General features: G+C 44.2%; 20 protein-coding genes. 12 read left to right on the top strand and 8 right to left on the bottom strand.

The window, feature by feature from the left end:
- Positions 1 to 33: 33 nt before the first annotated feature.
- Positions 34 to 957 carry a shikimate dehydrogenase family protein gene (locus tag ACKTT1_RS07215; protein WP_412710569.1) on the top strand — a complete coding sequence of 308 codons (924 nt, stop codon included), beginning with the start codon at positions 34 to 36 and terminating at the stop codon, positions 955 to 957.
- The gene (locus ACKTT1_RS07210) at positions 941 to 1,657 is read left to right on the top strand and encodes a class II aldolase/adducin family protein (RefSeq protein ID WP_412709099.1); all 717 of its coding nucleotides are present in this window, start codon (positions 941 to 943) and stop codon (positions 1,655 to 1,657) included. The genes ACKTT1_RS07215 and ACKTT1_RS07210 overlap by 17 nt, the downstream gene beginning before the upstream one ends.
- Here ACKTT1_RS07210 and xylB (ACKTT1_RS07205) read toward each other — a convergent pair.
- The 5 genes from xylB (ACKTT1_RS07205) to ACKTT1_RS07185 form a co-directional block, all read right to left on the bottom strand.
- Entirely contained in the window at positions 1,649 to 3,142 is a 1,494-nt protein-coding gene (gene xylB / locus ACKTT1_RS07205; protein WP_412709098.1) for a xylulokinase, read from the bottom strand. The two genes, ACKTT1_RS07210 and xylB (ACKTT1_RS07205), sit on opposite strands and share 9 nt — an antisense overlap.
- A 131-nt stretch (positions 3,143 to 3,273) precedes the next feature.
- On the bottom strand, positions 3,274 to 4,281 hold the full coding sequence (locus tag ACKTT1_RS07200; protein WP_412709097.1) for an ABC transporter permease: 1,008 nt from the start codon (positions 4,279 to 4,281) through the stop codon (positions 3,274 to 3,276).
- 18 nt (positions 4,282 to 4,299) lie between these two features.
- Positions 4,300 to 5,052: an ATP-binding cassette domain-containing protein gene (locus tag ACKTT1_RS07195; RefSeq protein WP_369018968.1), complete on the bottom strand. Its 753-nt coding sequence runs from the start codon at positions 5,050 to 5,052 to the stop codon at positions 4,300 to 4,302.
- A 23-nt stretch (positions 5,053 to 5,075) separates the two neighbouring features.
- Positions 5,076 to 6,044: an ABC transporter permease gene (locus ACKTT1_RS07190; RefSeq protein ID WP_369018969.1), complete on the bottom strand. Its 969-nt coding sequence runs from the start codon at positions 6,042 to 6,044 to the stop codon at positions 5,076 to 5,078.
- A 51-nt stretch (positions 6,045 to 6,095) separates the two neighbouring features.
- The gene (locus ACKTT1_RS07185; RefSeq protein WP_369018970.1) at positions 6,096 to 7,091 is read right to left on the bottom strand and encodes a substrate-binding domain-containing protein; all 996 of its coding nucleotides are present in this window, start codon (positions 7,089 to 7,091) and stop codon (positions 6,096 to 6,098) included.
- A gap of 507 nt (positions 7,092 to 7,598) precedes the next feature.
- On the opposite strand from ACKTT1_RS07185, the gene ACKTT1_RS07180 reads away from it, so the two are divergent.
- The 10 genes from ACKTT1_RS07180 (at position 7,599) to ACKTT1_RS07135 (ending at position 18,413) form a co-directional block, all read left to right on the top strand.
- Positions 7,599 to 8,519 (top strand): aspartate carbamoyltransferase catalytic subunit, encoded by a 921-nt coding sequence (locus tag ACKTT1_RS07180; RefSeq protein WP_412709096.1) that lies wholly within the window; start codon positions 7,599 to 7,601, stop codon positions 8,517 to 8,519.
- 1 nt (position 8,520) lies between these two features.
- Positions 8,521 to 9,819: a dihydroorotase gene (locus tag ACKTT1_RS07175; protein WP_412709095.1), complete on the top strand. Its 1,299-nt coding sequence runs from the start codon at positions 8,521 to 8,523 to the stop codon at positions 9,817 to 9,819.
- Entirely contained in the window at positions 9,816 to 10,739 is a 924-nt protein-coding gene (gene pyrF, locus ACKTT1_RS07170; RefSeq protein ID WP_412709094.1) for an orotidine-5'-phosphate decarboxylase, read from the top strand. Before ACKTT1_RS07175 ends, pyrF begins: the two co-directional genes overlap by 4 nt.
- Positions 10,736 to 11,500, top strand: coding sequence for a hypothetical protein (locus ACKTT1_RS07165; RefSeq protein ID WP_412709093.1), 765 nt, complete (start codon positions 10,736 to 10,738; stop codon positions 11,498 to 11,500). The genes pyrF and ACKTT1_RS07165 overlap by 4 nt, the downstream gene beginning before the upstream one ends.
- A complete protein-coding gene (locus ACKTT1_RS07160) occupies positions 11,494 to 12,402 on the top strand; it encodes a dihydroorotate dehydrogenase (protein ID WP_412709092.1) in 909 nt (302 codons plus the stop codon). Before ACKTT1_RS07165 ends, ACKTT1_RS07160 begins: the two co-directional genes overlap by 7 nt.
- A 5-nt stretch (positions 12,403 to 12,407) precedes the next feature.
- The gene (gene pyrE, locus ACKTT1_RS07155; RefSeq protein WP_412709091.1) at positions 12,408 to 12,986 is read left to right on the top strand and encodes an orotate phosphoribosyltransferase; all 579 of its coding nucleotides are present in this window, start codon (positions 12,408 to 12,410) and stop codon (positions 12,984 to 12,986) included.
- Between the two features lie 17 nt (positions 12,987 to 13,003).
- Positions 13,004 to 14,200, top strand: a complete 1,197-nt coding sequence (locus ACKTT1_RS07150) for a M20 family metallopeptidase (RefSeq protein ID WP_412709090.1) — start codon at positions 13,004 to 13,006, stop codon at positions 14,198 to 14,200.
- Positions 14,201 to 14,409: 209 nt separating this feature from the next.
- The gene (locus tag ACKTT1_RS07145) at positions 14,410 to 15,744 is read left to right on the top strand and encodes a hemolysin family protein (RefSeq protein ID WP_412709089.1); all 1,335 of its coding nucleotides are present in this window, start codon (positions 14,410 to 14,412) and stop codon (positions 15,742 to 15,744) included.
- A complete protein-coding gene (gene xylB / locus ACKTT1_RS07140; protein WP_412709088.1) occupies positions 15,719 to 17,260 on the top strand; it encodes a xylulokinase in 1,542 nt (513 codons plus the stop codon). Before ACKTT1_RS07145 ends, xylB (ACKTT1_RS07140) begins: the two co-directional genes overlap by 26 nt.
- A complete protein-coding gene (locus ACKTT1_RS07135; protein WP_412709087.1) occupies positions 17,250 to 18,413 on the top strand; it encodes a hypothetical protein in 1,164 nt (387 codons plus the stop codon). The genes xylB (ACKTT1_RS07140) and ACKTT1_RS07135 overlap by 11 nt, the downstream gene beginning before the upstream one ends.
- Here ACKTT1_RS07135 and ACKTT1_RS07130 read toward each other — a convergent pair.
- The 3 genes from ACKTT1_RS07130 to ACKTT1_RS07120 are packed head-to-tail and all read right to left on the bottom strand — an operon-like array spanning position 18,410 to position 21,032.
- Positions 18,410 to 19,906, bottom strand: a complete 1,497-nt coding sequence (locus ACKTT1_RS07130; RefSeq protein WP_412709086.1) for a hypothetical protein — start codon at positions 19,904 to 19,906, stop codon at positions 18,410 to 18,412. The genes ACKTT1_RS07135 and ACKTT1_RS07130 overlap by 4 nt on opposite strands.
- Positions 19,907 to 19,926: 20 nt before the next feature.
- Entirely contained in the window at positions 19,927 to 20,409 is a 483-nt protein-coding gene (locus tag ACKTT1_RS07125) for a type II secretion system protein J (protein WP_412709085.1), read from the bottom strand.
- A gap of 29 nt (positions 20,410 to 20,438) precedes the next feature.
- Positions 20,439 to 21,032 (bottom strand): prepilin-type N-terminal cleavage/methylation domain-containing protein, encoded by a 594-nt coding sequence (locus tag ACKTT1_RS07120; RefSeq protein ID WP_412709084.1) that lies wholly within the window; start codon positions 21,030 to 21,032, stop codon positions 20,439 to 20,441.
- Positions 21,033 to 21,037: the final 5 nt, after the last annotated feature.

Raw genomic sequence — 21,037 nt, 5'->3', positions numbered from 1 at the left:
ATCACTCTTCCCGAAAAGGCTACTCGACCAACTATGTACTTCATAGGAGTAACCACGTCTCAATCTTCAATTATGAAGCTCTTTCCTTTATGGGCTAAAATTCTGGATATTAAAGATGCAGTGTTGAAGGGTATCGATATTGAAATTCATGCGCCAAAAGAAGTTTATCGAGAAGTGGTCCAGTTTATCAAGGAAGATCCCTTATCGCTTGGCGCTTTGGTTACCACTCATAAAATAGACCTTTATGAAGCCGCTAAAGACCTTTTTGATTATCTTGACCCCTATGCTCAGCTCTTTGGCGAATTATCGTCCATCTCTAAAAATCAGGGGAAGCTGGAAGGACATGCCAAGGACCCTATTTCGAGTGGTTTGGCTATGGAAGCCTTTATTCCACCTGGTTTCTGGAGGGAGCATGGTGGAGAAGTTTTCATTATGGGAGCAGGAGGCAGTGCCCGAGCGATAGCGGCCTATCTTTTTGATCCCCAGAAGAAAGACAACATGCCTTCTAAACTCTACGTTTCTAATCGCAGTACACCTCGTCTTTATGCAATGCAAGAAATAATGCAGAAAATAAACCCGGATATCAATGCCGAATACATCCATTCTCCAGAACCTTCCATTAACGACCAAATACTTGCTCGGGTAAAACCTTACTCCTTAATCGTCAATGCTACCGGACTTGGCAAAGACCGTCCTGGTTCTCCCTTGACCGATGCTGCTCAGTTTCCACCCCATAGTTTGGTATGGGAGCTGAACTATCGTGGAGACCTCCTTTTTATGCACCAGGCTTTACGGCAAAAGGATGCAAAGAACCTCCACGTTGAGGACGGCTGGATTTATTTTATTCACGGCTGGACGCAGGTTATTGCCCAGGTATTTCACATTACTATCAGCGAACAGCAGTTTTCTGAGATTGAGAGAATATCGCGAGAATACAGGAATGCCCAGAAAAAATAAGATGAGCTATAATGGACTTAGCTTAAAAGAAGGAGTGTTTGAGTTGCAGGAAGATAAATTGCGAGAAGATCTGGTTTTTTATGGTAATAAGCTGGTAGACCTGGGCCTTGTGGTTGCTTCGGGTGGTAATATCAGTGCTCGTTTTGGTGATTTTATGTTGATTTCACCGAGTGGTCTTGCTTTTGATGAGTTGAAGCCAGAGGACTTTGTTAAAGTAAACCTTGATAGTGGTGAAGTTGTTGAAGGAGGCAAACCCTCGTCGGAAATCCTGATGCACTGGTTTTGCTATCGTGAGAGAAAAGACGTTGGAGCGGTGGTCCACACTCATCCTACCTATACAGTAGGGGTTGTTTCTGCGGGCAAAACGATTCCCCCCATGTTTCCTGATTTTGTTGCCTATGTGGGAAAGGTGACAGTAATAGATTATTGTACTCCCTGCACTCAGGAGCTTGCTGAAGCAGTACTTGGAGCATTATCTTCTTCTTCAGCGGTTTGCATGGTTAACCACGGTCTTTTGACCGTGGGGAGCACCCTTAAAGAGGCCTTTTATCGAAGTGTCGTAGTTGAAGAAGCAGCTCGGGTTTATTTCATAGCCAGTATTGTGGGTTCGCCTCGTATCCTTACTGAAAGAGAGTGCCGCTCCATAAGGGAACTGGATGCCGAGAAGTACCGAATTGGTCTTTTGAAAAACCTATCCTGATTCTTTGGGAAAGTGTTCTTTTAGAGAATCATAAAGTCTTTTAAATTTTTCAAAAAGCAAGCCGTATTTTTCCGACCATTCTGGTTCTGGAAGGGTCGGGGTGTGATATGTAATCATTGTATTGACTGCTTCTTCAAAGCTTGAAAAGCAACCGGTGCCTACCATTGCCAGTATGCAGGCACCGGTTGCTGCTTCTTCACGGGTAGTAGTTGTGAATAAGGGCTCTCGGAATACTGAAGCAAGTATTTTTCTCCACAGAGAGCTTTTCGAACCGCCACCTGAAAATACAAAACGCTCGCTTTCTACCCCCAGTTCTTCAAAAACTTCCCAGGCATTCTTGAGGCTTAGAGCCACTCCCTCCATAATGGCCCTTGTGAAGTGAGCTCTCTGGTGAGTGAGGTGGAGATTAACAAATGCTCCTCGAGCAGAGGGGTCCATGTAAGGTGTTCTTTCTCCTAATAAATAAGGCAAAAAAAGCAGTTCATTGCATCCTGGTGGAATTTTTCTTGCTTCTTCATCCATTTCTTTAAAGTCAAAGGAAAAAGAAGGAGAATCAAGCAGAGATTTTTTAAACCAGCTTAAAGAGAGGCCAGCACAAAGGGTGGCTCCTAAAAGATGCCAGTATCCTGGTACAGCATGGCAAAAAGTATGGATTCGCAGCTTTGGGTCGATACGAGGGCGTGTAAGGGGAGTAAAAATCTGCCCGCCAGTTCCAATGGTAAGCAATGTTTCTCTTTCATGGATTATGCCGTTTCCCAGTGCTGCACAGTGTTGATCTCCTGCACCTGCAACCAGGATGCCTTCTCCTTTGAGCCCCAGGTTTTCTTTAACCGTGTGGGCCATTTCTCCGATAACTTCTGAAGAATTGTATACGGGAGGAAGCAGATCGGGATTGATATCCAGGACATCGAGTATTTTTTCTGACCATTTTCTCCTTTTTATGTTGAAAAGGAGAGTAGCCGAAGCATCAGCGACATCAGTGGAAGGGGGCAGTCCCATTTTGACCTTCAAGTAATCTTTGGGCAGAAGAATCCATCGTACTTTGTCGTAAATTTGAGGCAGGTTTTCTTTAAGCCAGAGTACCGATGCAGCCATGAATCCAGTTGCGATTGTGCTCCCAGCGATTTCGGCTAAATCGTTTTTCAGGGTTTCACGGATAAAGGCAACTTGCTTTTTACTCCTTTGGTCTGCCCAGATTATTGCTGGATAGACAGGTTGGAGGTTTTCGTCGAGGAAAACGGCTCCATGCATTTGTCCTGAAAACCCAATACCCTTTATTTCCCGGGAGGGCAAATGTGACAGAACTTCTCTGATTGCCTCAGTTGTTTTTTCCCACCAGGTTTCTGGTTCCTGTTCTGCAAAACCAGGTTGTTTGCTGATAATGGGGTACTCACGCGTACTCAAAGCCTTAAGTTCGCCCTTTTCGTTGTAAGCTATAACTTTTACGCTTTGGGTGCCCAAATCGATTCCTAAAAAATGGCTCACCGTGTTATTGCCTCCTTGAACATTTTAGATTTCTGACCGGGTTTTAACTGATTCTTTGTTCGGACAGACGTAGGTAGAAAACCAGTGGTGGAGAACTGGCGTAAGCGGCGTAATTTTTACAACCACTCCTTTTATTGATGGATTTCCATAAGTTTTTTTTCGATGTACATGCTGGATAAAACTGAAAACAGGATTACCAGTCCAAAAACCACATAAGTCCAAAAATAAGGAATTCGCAGAACTACCAGACCGTTTTCGATTACCGAGATTATCACTGCACCCAGAAAGATGCCAGTCATACTTCCTATACCGCCTCGTAGAGAAGTGCCGCCTATCACACAGGCTGCCACTGCTTTAAGTTCCCAGCCATCCCCGGTTCGGGAGGTAAAACAAGCCAGACGGCCTATTTGGGCGCAGGCAACAAATCCGCACAAAATCCCCACAATGATAAAACAAATTACTTTAACCATGTCTGTGTTAATACCCATAGCTCTTGCTGCATCCTTGTTGTCGCCAGTAGCATAGACCCAGTTGCCAAAGCGATGATAGTGGAGAATGATGCCCAGAACAACGGCAAAGAGAGAAAACCACAGGAACTGAGCCGGCATAAAGTTGTTTATCTTTCCCGTAAAGACGGATAGAAAGTAGTTTGCTGCAGGTGTTTCCATGGTGGACACATCACAGGCTACCTGCTCGCCTCCCGAAAGGAGGATAGTCAAGCCTCGCCAGAACATCATGGTTCCCAGGGTGGTGACAAAAGAAGGGATTTGACCACGAACAGTTATTAGGCCATTTATAAGGCCCAGAAGTCCTCCTACTGCGATGGTTACTGCTGCTATAGCGAAGGGATTCCATTGCAATTCGAAAAGCTTCAAAAATATGAAAGAGCAAAAAACCAACACCGACCCTATGGAGAGGTCAAACTCTCCACAAACCATTAACATTCCCACACCCAGCGCAATAATACTAAATTCGGCTCCCAGGGAGAGTAAAACTTTCAAATTATCAGGGTCTACAAAGCGGTGTTCTGGGGAGAAAAAAGAAAAAATAATTAACACCAAGATTAAGGCACTCAACACTCCGCTGGAGCGAGATAAGAGAAGTCTTTGCCATGTCCTGGTTTGACCCTCTCTGCTCATTTTGGGTGATACTCCTTTCTAATCCGTCACAAACGCACTCTTTAGAACCAGGTCAGAAAGATCCTGTATTGAGGTTTCTTCTTTCCTTACATCGGCCATTTTTCTGCCTCTCGCCATTACTACGAAACGTTCAGCAATATCGAAGGCGTGGTAAATATTATGGGTTATGAAAATTACCGAGACCTTTTCTTTTTGAAGGCGACGTATAAATTCGAGCACCTCTCCCACTTCTTTAACCGATAGCGCTACGGTGGGTTCGTCAAGAATTACAAGTTTGGCCTTAAAATGTAGTGCTCTGGCAATGGCCACTCCCTGACGTTCACCACCTGAGAGGGTTATAACGGGTAAGTCGGGAGAACGAAGTTTTAAGCCCAGATTAGCCAGAGCTTGCATACTTTCTTTGTCCATAACTTTTTTGTCGATGATTCCAAGCTTTCTAACCGGTTCTCTACCCATGAATATGTTTCGGGAGATGCTCAGGTTGGGAGCCAGAGCCTGTTCCTGGTAGACAGTTTCGATACCCAGAATTCGAGCATCTTTAGGAGAGCGAATGCGGACTTTTTGACCCTCGAAATAGATTTCCCCCTGATCGGCCTGATGATATCCAGAGAGGATTTTAATAAGTGTTGACTTTCCTGCTCCATTATCGCCAATCAAGCCCACGGTTTCTCCTCTGCGTACTTCAAAGTCGACTCCACGCAATGCGTAAACTCTTCCAAACCACTTATGGATGTTGACCATTCTGACCAGAATATCATCGCGTTTTTCCATCTTTGAGGACCTCTTTCCATAAATTAACGCATTTTTCTCTCTATGTAAGAGTTGAGTAACACAAAAAGGATAGTCGCCATTCCAATGAAGGCGGTGATACCAAATACCGGGACGCGAAGCAAGACCAGTCCGTTGTCAATTATCGGTATGGCCAGCGAGCCAAGAATAATTCCAGGCATGCTCCCTATGCCGCCTCGCAATGAGGTACCACCTACCACACAGGCAGTGATGGCACGCAGTTCAAAACCAATGCCCTGGGTGGCTGCAAATGAACCGATGCGCACTGATTGCATACAAGCGGAAAATCCGCACAAAATCCCCACAATGATAAAACAAATTACTTTAACCATGTCTGTGTTAATACCCATAGCTCTTGCTGCATCCTTGTTGTCGCCAGTAGCATAGACCCAGTTGCCAAAGCGATGATAGTGGAGAATGATGCCCAGAACAACGGCAAAAAGAGAAAACCACAGTGACTGTACTGGCAAGCGTCCGGGAAGACTTGCTGTGAGTATTTTCCCAAATGATGATTCTGGCGGTACGTATTGGCGGATTCCCAGAGGCATCATTTTTGACCATACATAAAGTACCCCTCGCCAGAACATCAGGGTTCCCAGAGTAGTTATGAAAGAGGGCATGCGGGTTTTAACCGTAATGAAACCATTGAGCCATCCCATGGCAGCACCAGTGAGTACGGCAAAAACAAAACCTACAAACGGAGTGAAACCTGCGTATAGAGACCTGGCAAAAATGTAAGCGCAAAAGGGGAGTACCGATCCTATGGAGAGGTCAAACTCTCCGCAAATCATCAACATGCCTACACCCAGAGCCACAATTCCTAAATCAGGAAAAAGCTTTCCTAAAGCAGCGATGTTCCGTGGGTGAAGGAAGACGTGCCTTGGACTGAAGAGGGCAAAAATAATAATTAATCCTGCGAGAACCAAAAAGGTATTTAACGCTTTCTGTCTGAATAAGTTAGCTGTCATTTTCATGTCCTGTGCCTCTTTTGGGGGGTGGTTCCCAAACCACCCCCCTGTGTTTTTTTACCGAATATGAAGTGGCGAAAGTTTTTCAATCAAGGATATTTTTTCGGGAGAATCTACCAGATAACCTCCGGTATCGATGTTGGGAGTGAAACCGTATTTGTTGTAGAGGTACAGTACATACACTCCAAAATACCCCTGCAGGTACTGCTGCTGGTCTATGGTGGCAGTTATGTAACCTTCACGAATCCCGTTCAGGGTGTCTGGTGTGGTATCAAAGCCTCCAGCAATTATCTCGCCAGGTTCAAGGCCCGCTGCTTTTAAGGAGGCAGTTAAGCGGTCTGTACAAATGCCGCCCAATCCAATAAGGAAAGTGGTTTCAGGGTGTGCCAGGAGGTAGGATGTTTCTCTTGATTCTACGGTGGTCATTTCCAATCCCCCAGCATCTATGATTTCGTAAGAGGTGATACCGTACTCTTTCATGGCTTCCAGAACTCCGCTTGCGCGGATTTTAGCGTAATTAGCTCCCGGCACTTCGGCTGCCATTGCCACGTGCGCTTTGGAAAGGTCTATACCTTTTGCCTTTGCTTCTTCAAAGAGCTTTACTGCCAAGCGGTAAGCAGCCGCCTTTTCGCTTTGTCCTATATAACAGAGCCTTTTGTTCCCTCTGGCTCCTTCAGAGTCATCATTGTTGATGCCAATTACAGGGATGCCCTGGGCCAGTGCTTCTTCTACAGGTTTATCCCAGGCAGTATCGTCGTTGATAACCAGGGCGATACCGTCTGGTTTCAGGGCAACTGCTTCCTGAAATCTTTTTTGCTGTAAGGCCAAATCTCCGCCACAGAGGTCAAAATCAACTTTACAACCCAACTCTTTTGCTGCGTCAGCAGCTCCTTTCTGCACTACTGCCCAGAATGGGTCATCCCCACCATGGGTGACAAACCTGAAGTACATACCTTCTGCAGGCTTACCTTCCTGGGCGAATGCCCAGAAGGTTACAAACAGAAACAACACCACTATAACAACTGGCAATCCGTTTCTCCACACTCGTTTCACGGTTTAGCTCCCTCCTTTTTGGTTTTTATGAATACTATTAAACAGAGGATAAAATATTCCCCTTTTTCACCTCCCTTTCTATATTTATGGTTTTGGGGCTACTTGGATAGTTTGGATGAGAGTGCATTTGGGTTCACCCTTGGGGATTTTGGCGTGAAGCCACCTATTGGTAAAGAACGCAGCGAAAACTTTGGGAAAAGCAAATTCATCAAAACCCTCCTTAAACTTTGCTCCCTTAAAATAGTATATCAGCAATTTTGTTGCGTCAATAAGTTTGTTGGTGTCTTTCGTTTTTGTTGGCTTGGTTCTGGTAAGGGTTGCTGTTGCAGCACATTTTCCGGTGAAAATCCACTTTTTGATTTGCCATTGACATCCAGAGCTTTTTATGGTTATTTTACCTGAGGGGTTAAAGGGTGGTAGATTTTTTTACATACGGATTTATTCGAAAGTCCATTTTCCTGAGGCGAGGGAAAATGGACTTTTTTTATAGTTTTGGGGGTGAATGACTTGAAATGGGCCCACAGACACCTTTTAGGAATTAGTGATCTTTCAAAAGAGGAAATATTTTATCTCCTGGAGAAAGCAAATGATTTCAGAAATTTTTTGGAAAAGTCTCCCAAGCGTTTGGCCAATCTTAAGGGTTATTTTCTGGTCAATCTTTTTTTCGAGCCGAGCACCAGAACCCGGGTCTCTTTTGAGATAGCTGCAAAACTTTTAGGAATGGAGGTTATAAATTTTTCCACTTCGCTCAGCAGTGTTCAAAAAGGTGAGAACCTGAGAGACACGGTATTGACGCTTTCTCAGATGAAAGTGGACATTCTGGTAGTTCGCCATCGGGAAAGTGGTTTACCACTTTATTTTGCCGGTTTTTTACCCTTTCACATTGTAAATGCTGGAGATGGAATTAGAGAACATCCTACCCAAGCGCTTCTTGATTTGTTGACCATCAAAAGACAATTTGGAAAAGTTTCTGGCCTCAGAGTAGCTATTGTGGGAGATATAACCCATAGCAGGGTTGCTCGTTCTCTGTGTGTAGGTCTTGTTAAATTAGGCAACTCGGTGGTGGTGTCAGGTCCCACTACGTTGGTTCCTCGGAGCATTGAAGAAGTGGGAGCCGAAATTGTTTTCCCTGTGGAACAAGCAGTTCAAGACGTGGATATCGTGTATCTTTTACGCATCCAGCGTGAACGGCAGGAAGCAGGTTATTTTCCAAGTCTCAAAGAGTATTCGATTTTTTACGGTTTCGATAGCAAAGTTATGCAATTGATAAGAAATAGTTTTGTGCTTATGCATCCCGGTCCAGTTAACCGAGGAGTGGAAATTGCTTCTGAACTTGTTGAAGCACCGTTTTCTCTTATTCAAGAACAGGTTACCTGTGGTCTTGCTGTGAGGATGGCTGTTCTGGATAGTTTGATAGGGAGTGACTGAGATGAAGCGGATTCTTATTAAAAGAGGAACTCTGGTTCTGGTGGATAAGGGTGTTTTGGCTGATAGAGACCTGTTAATTGAAGACAACCGCATTGTGCGAATAGATCGGGGAATTCAGGATCCACAGGCATACGTTATCGATGCTTCTGGTTTTTTGGTTGGACCGGGATTGGTCAATATGCATGTCCATTTTCGGGAGCTTGAAAACAGTGCTGGGGGAGACGGTTTACTTGCCGAGATGCGCGCTGCTTTAAAGGGTGGCTTTACAACTATTGTGGTTATGCCTAATACCAATCCCCCTCTCGATGAGCCTTTAGTCGTGCGCTATCTTGGTTACCGGTGTCGAGAAATAGGACTCGTAAATGTTTATCCTGCTGGTGCAATAACCAGAGGGCTTGAGGGACAAAAGATGAGTGAAATAGGGCTTTTGAAGCAAGCAGGTGCTGTTGCGTTCAGCGATGATGGTAAAAGCGTGATGGATTCTCATCTTCTGTATTTAGCCTTGATGTACGCGAAATATTTTGATGTTCCTTTCATCCTCCACGAGGAAGACATCTCGGTAAGCGGGGAAGGACAAATTCACGAAGGAGCAGTTGCTTTCCGCAGGGGTTTGAAGGGCATTCCCCGGGTTGCTGAAGATTCTTTGATAGCCAGAGATCTCGTGATTAGCTATTATACTGGGGCCAGAGTCCACTTCACCCATGTGTCAACTTATTTTGCTGTCGAGTTACTGCGCTGGTTTAGGGATAAAGCATTGATAAGTGCTGATGTAACTCCTCATCATCTCTTGTTGACCGAAGAAGCTGTGGACCGAGAGGGAGTTTTTGCCAAGGTAAAACCACCTTTGCGTGAAAAGCGTGATGTTGAAGCTCTTAAAGAAGGCATTCGAGACGGTGTGATAACGGTTCTTGCTTCTGATCATGCTCCTCATAAAGGGAAAAGTAAAGAGATGGTTTTTTCTGAGGCAGCATTTGGTATTTCAAACCTGGAGATAGCCTTTCCGCTTTACGTTAAAGCTCTGGTTGATGAAGGTGTTTTGGATTGGGTTGGTTTGTGGAAAAGGATGAGCTTGAATCCTATGCAAGTTTTGGGTATGCCGGAAAAAGGTTTTCTTGCTGAAGGAGCCGAAGCCGATGTGACTGTTGTCGATCCGGAAACGGAATGGGAAGTCAATATTGAAAACTTTGAATCTCAGGGCAGAAATTGTCCTTTTAATGGCTGGTCTCTCCGTGGATGGCCAGTGTACACTATTGTAGGTGGTAAAATTCTTATGAGAGAGAGGAGCATTTTAGAGCCATGAATTTTGCTGACCAAGTTTGCAAAGTTGTCGAAATGAAGGGACCTCTGGTAGTGGGCATGGATCCCCATCTTGAGTTGTTGCCTCCTTATCTTCTTGAGAAGTGGTTGCGAGAAAGAGGCAATAATTTGCAGGCGCTTGCTTATTGCGTCATGGAGTTTGGAGAACTGGTTATTGAAGCTATACATGATATCGTTGGATTTGTGAAGTTTCAAATGGCTTTTTATGAATTGTTGGGAGTTCCTGGTTTGATGGTTCTGAAAAATCTGGTTGATCGTGCCAGAGAAAAAGGGCTTACGGTAATACTCGATGGTAAGCGTAACGATATTGCCAGCACGGCTGCCTGCTATGCCAGAGCATATCTTTCGGGGATAGAATATCCTCTGGAAAGAAGTATTCCTTCTTTCTGGGATGTAGATGCTTTGACTGTCAATCCTTACTTTGGTGAAGATGGACTTACGCCTTTTTTTGAAGAAGCCAAAAAGGTTAACAAGGGGCTGTTTGTAGTGTGTCGTACCACCAATCCTTCGGCTCCTTTCCTACAGGATGAAGGGAGAGAAGAAAAGGTTTATTTTAAAGTTGCCCGCTTAGTAGAGCGCATGGGCGAAAAAATGATTGGGGATTCAGGCTTCAGTTCGGCAGGCATAGTGGTGGGTGCTACCTATCCGGAGGATTTGAGAATGCTGAGGGCAGAATTTCCTTCTTTGCTCTTTCTGATCCCTGGGGTGGGTGCCCAGGGTGGTGGGCTGGAGACATTACGGTTTGCTTTTCGTGATGATGGGATGGGTGCACTGGTCAATGTTTCTAGAGGAGTGCTTTTTGCCTATCGCGAGAGTGGAAAATTGGATGGCAGAGGCTTCGAGAGATTGGTCAGAACAAAGAGCATTGATTATCAGGAGAGGTTTAGGGAACTTCAACGATGAGTGAAGCCAGGATTGTGGAGAAAAGAGAGTTGGGTGAGGATTATGTTTATTTCGTTTTGCGAGAACCTGTCATTGCTTCGCTGGCTTCGCCGGGGCAGTTCGTTATGGTAAAAGCAGGCGAAGGTTGGGATCCGCTATTGCGCAGGCCTTTGGGCATACTATGGGCGGAGGATGAACATTTTGCCCTGCTTTTTAAGGTGGTAGGGAGAGGTACTGGTATTTTAAGGGATCTGGACTGTGGAAATTGGTTGGATGTAATCGGTCCTCTGGGGAATTCTTTTTCCTGGAGTGATAACGGACCCTTTCTCCTGGTTGCTGGAGGACGAGGGTTGGTCCCGATCTATTTTCTGGCTCATGCTCTTTTTAAGAGGAGTTTACCCTTTGTTTTCTGTGTTGGTTTTAAGGTGAAAGAGGAATTGGAGTTATTGCAACTTTTGGAAGGGAAGAACTGGAACGTTGCTGTGGCTTGCGAAGAAAAAGATGAAAAGGTTTTTTGTGGAACAGTGCTCGATGTTGCCAGGATGCAACTAAGGCAGAACTCTTTTTCCAAAATTTATGTTTGTGGACCTCATGAGTTGCTACGCTCAATAGCGGTGGATGCTGAGTTTGCAGGTCTGCCGATCGAAGCTTCTTTTGAGGCGCTTATGGGATGTGGTTATGGGTTGTGTTTGAGTTGCGTGGTTAAGAAAAAGAATGGAGAAGGATATTTACATGTTTGCAAGGAAGGACCGATTATAGCGCTGGGGGAAGTGGCATGGTAGACCTTTCAGTACACGTGGGAGACCTGTGCTTAAAAAACCCTGTGGTGTTAGCTTCGGGAACCTGCGGATATGGGAGGGAACTCGCTAAATTTATTAACCTGGAAATGGTGGGAGCAATTACTGTGAAGGGGTTGAGTATGGAACCCTGGCAGGGCAATCCCCCTCCTCGGATACATGAAGTATATGCAGGGGTTCTCAATTCAATCGGTCTTGAAAATAAAGGACTTGAAAGTTTCCTCCGTGAGGATCTCCCGTTTTTCGAGACTATTGAAACCCCTTTATTTGTCAATATCTGGGGTAAAAATGTTAAAGAATATGTGCTTTTAGCCAGAAATCTGGATGCGGTAGAGCGAGTTACAGCTATCGAACTCAATCTTTCCTGTCCCAATGTGGAGAAGGGGGGTGTAAGTTTTGCTCTGCAGGAAAAAGTTTTTGAAGAGCTGGTGGGGAAAGTCAGGCATTCTTTTACAAGAAAGATAATTGCTAAACTTGGTCCTCAAATTTTTGACCTGGAGAGAGCCCTTCAGATTCTCGAAAGGGAAGGTATAGATTTTGTGAGTGCTACCAATTCTTTCCCTGGTCTGGCCGTGAATGTGGATGAACAGCGTTTTGTTTTTTCGAGAAGGGTAGCTGGCTTTTCTGGACCAGCCATTAAACCCCTGGCTTTGAAACTGGTATATGATATAGTTAGTGTGACTCGTTTGCCAGTAATTGGCATGGGAGGTATTGTTTGCTGGAAGGATGCTTTGGAATTTCTGCTAATTGGTGCAAGAGCGATTGGACTGGGAACTGTAAACCTGATTTACCCCGATGCTGCTCAGCGGATTCTTAGAGGCATAGAGGAATATTTGGACCAGAAAGGAATTCCTTCATTAGAAGCTATCATTGGAAAGGTGAGGTGAACAAGTTGGAAGAAAGAGAAATACTGAATCTTTTTAAGGAAGCGGGGGCTTTTTTGGAAGGACATTTCCTGCTCACTTCGGGACTTCATAGCCCCGTGTATATAGAAAAATTTCGTCTTTTGCAGTTTCCCCGTTATGTTGAAGTTCTGGCACAGGAGATTATTCAACGCCTTGGTAATAGAGAAACGATTGAACTGGTAGTGGGCCCTGCAGTAGGGGGTATTGTGTTAGCTTATGAAGTTGCTCGCCAGCTGGGCGTGCGAATGGCGTTTACGGAGCGAGAAGAAGGAAAAATGTGCTTCAGACGGGATTTTCAAATTCGTGAAGGGGAAAAAGTTTTGATAGTGGAGGATGTAGTTACCACTGGGGGGTCTCTGCAAGAAGTTGTGAGGGCCGTAGAAGCAGCAAAGGGAAACATTGTAGCTATTAGTGTTCTGGTTGATCGGAGTGGGGGAAAAGTTTATTTTGATTACCCCTTCTTTCCGCTTTTGCAGATGGAAGTTAAGACCTATTCGGCAGAGGAATGTCCCTTGTGCAAGCAAAAAGTAGAGCTTCAAAAAAGAGGTAGTCGCTATCTCCAATAGTGGAGGTCTTGTAAACTTTGGATTGGAAAGCTGTTCTGGACAGTGAGTTTGATATTTTTGAGCCTATTGAACTTGCTCAACAGCTAGTTCGCATCCCCAGTGTTTCTGGTGAAACTGGTGAAGAAGAGATTTCCAGGTTTATTGCCAATTATTTTATAGATCGAAAAATCACTGTGGAGTGGCAGGAAGTAGAAAAGAACCGCGCTAACGTTATTGCCGAGGTAAAAGGGACACTTGGAGAGGGACCAACGTTGCTTTTCAACGGTCATATGGACACCGTTCCTGTTGGTAGTGGATGGACTTATCCTCCTTTGGGAGGGCAGATTGTTGGAGACAAACTCTATGGGCGTGGTGCATGCGACATGAAAGGTGCGCTTGCAGCTATGATGTATGCTGCTTATACAGTTTCACTTTTTGCTTCTCAGCTCTATGGTAGCTTAAAATTACTTTTTGTGGTGGATGAGGAACGCGACAATTTGGGCATGAAGAAATGGCTTGAGAGTTATCTCAGTAGCAACGAAGTTGTGGATTTTGCGGTGGTTGGCGAACCAACTGGTTTAAACATAAGTCTTGGTCACAGAGGTGTCGCTGCTTATCGAGTTACTGTGGAGGGTAAGGCTTCACATGCTGGATTAGCTGAGGAGGGTGTTAATGCGATTTACATTGCTGCTTCGGTAATTAAAGACATCGAGAGCAAGAATGAGTTGCTTAAAAAACATGCTGACCCCGACCTGGGTTGCCCGAGTCTTATGGTAGGTTTGGTTGAAGGTGGGGTTTCGCCCAACGTGGTGCCCGAACAATGTAGCTTTGAAGTGGACGTTAGAACACTGCCTAATTTTTCTTTAGAAAGTATGGAAAAACTGCTTCAGGATATTGTTGTTGAGGTCAAAAATCGTTCTAATTCGCCTTTTTCGTATCGGATTTCTCAAACGGTGCCTCATTTACCTCCGGCTAAGGTGTCCCGGGATCTTCCGGCAGTTGATGTGCTTGCACGGTCTATTTCTCAAATTCCTGGAGAGATTCCCATTTTTGCTCCCTTTCCTGCTTCTTGCGAGGCGTCTTTCCTGTTTAACGCAGGTATTCCCACCGTTATCTTTGGTCCCGGTAGAATTGTTGAGGCCCATTCTGCCAATGAGTTTGTTTCTACCTCGCAAATTGTTACAGCCAGTATGATATATGCTCTGCTGGCGTTGCAATTTTTAGGTGGCGATTAATGCGTCCTTGTCTTGCGGAGATGCCTGTTATAATGTATGACGTGGAAATAGCAGGATTTGTGAGCAAGGGGTAACAGTGCTTTGTTTGGTAAGGGTGGCTTTTGCAAGGATTTTTAAATTTTTATCCAGAAAAGTACCAGGTATGGAAGATTTGCTCTATTTGCACGCGTTTAGTTCTTAATTTTTAGAGGAGGCCTGAGGAGTAAAAAATGGAATATTTGGGTATGATTTTTCTTATTCTCATTTTGATCGCCATCAATGCTTTTTTTGCGGCTTCCGAAATTGCCATTATTTCGGTTCGCAAGACCATGTTACGCACCTTAGGGGAGAAAAAAGCGGGTGCTACCAGGTCTGTGGAACGCTTGTTGCAAAAACCAAGCGAGTTTCTGGCAACCATCCAGGTAGGTGTTACGCTGGCTGGGTTTTTTGCCAGTGCTACTGGAGCGATATCTCTGGCCCAGGATTTGGGAGAAAAACTCGAAAAAAGTGGTTTGCCCCTTCTGGAAACTGCTGGCAAGGAAATAGCTTTTGTTCTGGTTACGGTGATTATTTCTTTTATTACTCTGGTTTTAGGAGAGTTAGTTCCTAAAAGAATTGCACTTGCTAATCCGGAACGAATTTCCTTTTTAGTTGCTCGGCCCATTGAAGCTCTCTCGCTGGTTTTTCGCCCGGTGATTGTTGTTCTTTCCTTTTTTACTGACTCTATTTCCAAGTTTTTGGGGATAAGTCAGGATAAAATAGGGTTGGTTACCGAGGAGGAGCTCAAAATATTTCTCTCAGAACAAAAGGCACTTCCACCCGAAGAAAGGCAGTTAATTAATGAGGTTTTTGACTTTGGTGACACCATGGCTTATGAAGTGATGACCCCTCGAACCGACATTGTTGCTGTTGATGAAGAAGCTACCGTTAAAGACGTTCTGGAGGTTTTTAGAAAGAATCACTATTCGAGAATACCGGTTTTTCGTGAAGACATCGACCACATTGTGGGATTTGTTCATATTAAAGATATTCTGGTGCTTTATGAAGAGGGTATGCTGGACAAAAAAGTTAAGGAAATATTGCGCCCGGTTTACTTTGTTCCGGCTACCAAGAAAGTTATAGAACTTCTGCGTGAGATGCAACGTCGGAGAGTACATATGGCGATTGTTCTTGATGAGTATGGAGGTACAGCAGGTCTGGTTACCATTGAGGACCTTCTTGAAGAGCTGGTTGGTGAGATACGCGATGAACACGACCGAGAAGCTGCTCCCTACCGTAAAGTTGGTGAAAATGAGTATCTGGTAGATGCTTCCATTCAAATAGAGGAGTTAAACGAACTTTTGGGTCTTGACATACCGGAGAGCGAGGAGTTCGAATCTGTTGGTGGCCTGGTGATGGAACTCCTGGACAAGGTACCTGAAGAGGGGGAAGTGGTCAAAATTGGTAGATATTTGCTTAAGGTGGAAAGAATGCGGGGTAAGCGGATTATTACCTTAAGATTGATTGTGGAAAGCGACGAAGAGGAGGGAAAAGAGGAGAATGTCAAAACTGATACTCGCCCATGATTTGGGTACAACTGGTGACAAGGCAAGTATTTTTGATTCAGAGGGAAAGTGTCTGGCAAGCACCGTATATCAGTATGAAACGTATTTTCCTGACTCGCTCTCTGTGGAGCAAGACCCTCGTGATTACTGGAAAGCTGTTGTGTGCTCTACGCAGAAGTTACTCTCGCAAGGCAAGTTTGGACCACAAGATATTGGGGTAGTTACCTTTTCAGGCCAGATGATGGGCGCTTTACCTGTGGATGAGGATGGGAATCCTCTATATCGCATCCTCATCTGGGCAGACCGCAGGAGTGTTAACGAGGTAGAGTGGGTTAAAAGGCGAATTAGTGAAAATACCATATACGAGATAACCGGGCATCGCTTAAGCCCTAACTATTCGCTGGCTAAAATCTTGTGGATACGCAACAATTTGCCCGACATTTACCGTAAGGCACATAAGTTTCTTCTGGCTAAAGATTATGTAGTCTTTAAACTCACTGGTCGCTGGGCTACCGATTTTTCGGATGCTTCAGGGACCAACATGTTTGACCTTAAGAAAGAGGATTGGTCAGAAGAAATTCTGGAAGCAGTGGAGTTGCCCTTAGAGAAACTACCACCGGTTTTTCCTTCCACAGAGGTAATTGGTGAAATAACCAGCGAGGCTTCTCGGGAAATTGGACTTTTGCCGGGAACCCCGGTGGTCATTGGTGGGGGCGACGGTTCTTGCGCAGCTTGTGGAGCGGGTGTGGTTCAGGAAGGCCAGGCTTACGCGTATCTTGGATCTTCTTCCTGGATTGCACTTGCTTCTCGTGAGCCTATCTACGACCCCCAGAAAAGGACTTTTACATTTCATCATTTGATCCCTGGTCTTTACATGCCTACTGGAACCATGCAAGCTGCTGGTGCTTCTTACCAGTGGTGTCGGGATACTTTGTGTGATAGAGAAAAACAATTATCTGCGGAATGGGGAATAAGCCCTTATGAAATAATGAACCTGGAAGCTCGGCGAGTACCTCCGGGTTCTGAAAAGCTGCTTTTTTTGCCGTATCTTATGGGTGAGCGAGCTCCCTGGTGGAATCCCCATGCTCGAGGAGCTTTTATAGGTCTAACTCCTCGTCATCGCAAGGCACACCTTGTCAGAGCGGTTCTTGAAGGAGTGAGTTTTAACTTAAGGATTATTCTTGATGCTTTCAGGGAACAAGGGATTCAAATAGATAGCATGCGGATTATCGGAGGTGGTGCAAAGGGGGATTTCTGGGCCTCGTTACTTGCCAGCATGTTTGGGATGGAAGTTTTGCGGCCAGCACTGATTGAAGAAGCTACTTCCTTGGGTGCAGCTATAGTTGGGGGTGTAGGGATAGGTATTTTTCCAGGGATTGAGGCTGTGAGAGATTTGCTTGAAATTAAAGATTGTTTCCTTCCCAAGGAGGAAGAGTCCCAGGTTTATGAAAGGCTATACCCGGTTTTCAAACAATGTTATCTTTCCCTGATAGAAGTTTATGAATCTTTAGCATCTCTTGGTCAAGATGAAAGATAGTGAAAGACATTTGTTGATTATTTCCAACGGTCATGGTGAAGATAATATCGGGGCACTTCTTTCTGATAAACTTCGCGAAGTCTTAGAAGGCGAAATCCCGGTGAAGGCCTTGCCTTTGGTGGGGAAGGGGATTGCCTATTTAGAAAGAAACGTAGAAATCGTTGCTTCTTTCCCCAGTTTGCCCAGCGAGGGACTTGCCAAGTACGGGGTTTTAAATTTCTTCAGAGATCTTAAGGCGGGGCTCGTTGATCAGCTCAAAAAACAAATAAGGCTTTTGAGCGAAATTAAGGAAAAGATTTGGTTATCTTTGTGTGTTGGGGACGTGTTTCTGGCCTATCTGGTTTTTTGGGGATTGAAAAGGAGAGTGTTTCTTTTACTTGTGGGGAGGACGGTGCGTACGAGGCCCTTTTCCATTTTTGAAAAAAACATTTTGAAAAAATGCACCCAACTAATATGGACCAAAGATGAGGAAACCTATCGGGCTCTTTCGAGTTTTCTCCCCCAAGCTGTTTATGTGGGCGATCCCATTATGGACCTTGGTGGAGATTCTTTCTGTGAACAGGGCTTTTTCTGGCGAAAGAAAGATGGCTTTCGGGTAGTTATTTTGCCTGGCAGCAGGAATCAGCAGCTTGAAAAACTTTCCGTGCTTCTTGAGGCTGTTTTTCTGGTTTCTCAAGAAGCCTCTGTTGAATGGGTTCTGGTAAAAGCTCCGAATCAGAGTTTGGAGGAGCTGGTTGCTTTCGCACCTGATTGGTATTGCGACGGGGATTGTTTTTGGAAGAAAGGCGTGCCAGTAAGAATTTTTTGTGGGCCGGTTGCCAGTGTGGCGAAAGGAGCAGATTTGGTAGTCGGTTTTGGAGGTACTGCACACCAGATATGTGCGGGTTTGGGAATTCCCGTGCTGGCGGTGGGTGGTAAGGAAAAAAAGTCCCAAAAGAAAATTTTGGGAGAAGCTGTAAGAATAGTGCCACCAGAGGCAGAAACTATTAAAAGAGGTCTTTTGTGCCTTCTTAATGATCCTGAAAAGAGAGCTAAAATGAGCCGGATTGGACGCGAACGGATGGGTCCGCCTGGAGCCCTGGACCGCATTGCTGGTCAGATTAAAGAGTTGGTGGAGGCGAGGTCTTCGTTTATTTACCGGGATTGTTTTTAATTTTCTCTCCATTCAAGTAGCCTGAGAATTTCATTACTGGTTCCAACAGGTGGTATGGATAGTACTTTCATAGGATTGAAATATATTTCCGCGTTGTTGCCAATTATAGTTTTTTTTGCAAATACTCCGCCGTGAACTATAGCATTGTTTTTCACCTCTAAGGTGCCGTTAGGAACAAATATGGCACCGGTGTTGACTGAATTATTCTTGAAAGACGATGTTGCCTCTCCTAAGGCAACCAGGGAGATATTTTCCGGGATGGCGTTGTTTAATATGTCAAAATAGTTTTCAGTGATGAAGGAAGAAGCTCTTTTGGTGTTGGGATCTCCATCAGCTTCAATAGTTTCAACCACAGCATTATTTTCTATAGTGATATAGCCGGTTACATAAATAATAGAGCCCTCCTTTACCAGTAAAGTTGCGTTATTATCCACAAGAAGATTTCCATTTATATAAGCATTCCCGTCTATGGTATAAGTTTCGCCATTTCCCACTGTTAGTCCTTCAGGATAAATAATATCATCGCTTTTTGCTTGTTTGATCCACAGATTTTTTGTTTCTTCATCAATCTGGGGCAAACCTTCGCTGGGGAAAAGATATCCATCATATTTAGTGTCACTTAAAGTGAAAATTGATCCACAAGTAGAGTTTGTGGAAATTGCCACTTGATTTTCTCCATCAGGTGTGTATATGTCTCCAACATGGCTCTGATTGCCAATATTCACCAGCGTACCAGTCTCCCCAGTGTTATTTAAACCAGCGACTATATCTCCGCTAATTTCTACTTGATTGCTAATGTATACTGCTTCCCATGAAATAACGTTGCTCCCAACTTTTACTCCATTTGCTAAGGTTATGGAACCTTTGGCTATTACATTTCCTGATATATTAGCTGTGTTACCAATTTGCACCTCGCCTTCGGCTATTACTGAACCAGGTATATTACCACTAATGGTGATTATATCTCCTCCACAGTAAACGTCGGGTTGCAGGTCAGAACTCACGCCTTCGTCAAGCCTGATATATACTTTTCCAGAGTCTATGTTTTCTTCAGTAGTAATTGCATTGCCCAGAGTCAGGTCGTAAAAAGAGCCAGGCTTTAATTGCAAGTCGCATATTATAGTTTTGTGTGATATTGTGTTTCCGCTCTCGGGGTTTTCTATATATCCGGTTGACCTCGCTTCAATAGTGTTTTCGGAGCTTTTAGTTAAAGTTACTTGATATCTACCTGTTTTTCCATCAATATCAGTTTCTACTATGGATTGCCCTATGTTTACCTGACCATCGCGTAAGGCGTCCCGCAGGTATATAGGATTTGATATGGTGTTTTCGATCCCTGCTTCAGCAACGTAGTGAGCCTGTTTCAGCGATGTTAACCTGGAAGCATTCTTATTACCCGAAATAATCAAGGTAGAAGCTGCAAATATTATTGTAGAAACGATCGTTACCAGAGTCACAACAACAATAATTACTGAACCACGTTCAGGCAGCACGGATCTCACCAACCTCCATTTTATTCATTGCCTTCGGGAGGGTTCCGTCTCATCACGGATATTTTGAATTCTTTAGTGGAAGTAGAAAGAGAAATATTAAGCTTTGAATAGTAGGAGTAAGGGATATTTCCTGAAGGACTTCTTTTCTCAAGAGAAAATGCGGTACTTACTAATTTGCTAACAACTTCTGTTCCATTTTTGAGGATCCGATCATCGAGGAATTTGTAAGTGTTAACTCGACCATCTACGGTTTCTATGGTTATTTGGTTAGAATCGATGAGTTGTACTCTTTTTGCGGTTCGAAAGTCCTTTGAGATTGCAGACAGGAAAAGGTTAATCCTGTCAGCCAGTATTTGCTCATTTATTTGGCTTTTTCCTTCTCTATTCAGGAATCCAAAAAATAAATATAAGGTTCCCAAAATCAAAGCTGTAATCATAATAGCTATGACAAGTTCAAGCAGCGTAGCCCCTCTTTCGTTTCCCAAAGAAAAAATACTTTTCACCTTCCTTAAAGGGCAGTGTTTAAAGTTGGTTAGAGGAAACTTCCCACTCCGTATCGGGAAATGTAACTAACCAAAGTGTACTGTCGCGTTTTTTCGCTGGACTGGGGCCTTGCGATTTCTGTCCATCTGATTGTGGCTTTTACAAGCACCTTTTCTATATTTCCGTTAATTTCATTTGTTTCTTTAATTTCTAAATGTATGTATGAGAGTTCACCCGCGCTTGGAAGAGTGGCTAAGGTCTCGGATAGAAGCCCACTTTCATCTTGATAAAAAGTGTTCAGAAAAGAACTTGAATTTAAATTGAGTTCCAAGATTCCAGCTTCGTCATTGATATCGTTGTTGCCGTTGTCGTTATTTTCAATAAAACTTGTGAGGGCAGAAAAGTTGTCAATGCTTACCTTTTTGACATGTTCTAAAACGTTTTCAGCTACAGCGCTTGCGGCTATCAGGTTTTCGTTAGCTGTTTTGGTGACAACGTTATTCCAGAATAATAGAGAAAAAGAAGTAACACTTAATGCAAGAACGGCTATAACTATTACAATTTCAATGAAGGAAAACCCTTTCTGCCCTCTAAACTTTGGTAAAAAACCCTGGGGTTGTCCCTGGTTTACTGCTAGTTTCACTGCCA

Origin of the sequence: Atrimonas thermophila (assembly GCF_045864955.1) — a bacterium.
Lineage (GTDB): Bacteria > Atribacterota > Atribacteria > Atribacterales > Thermatribacteraceae > Thermatribacter > Thermatribacter velox.
The sequence above is the reverse complement of the archived record's forward strand: the minus strand, read 5'-3'. Positions and strand labels throughout refer to the sequence as shown.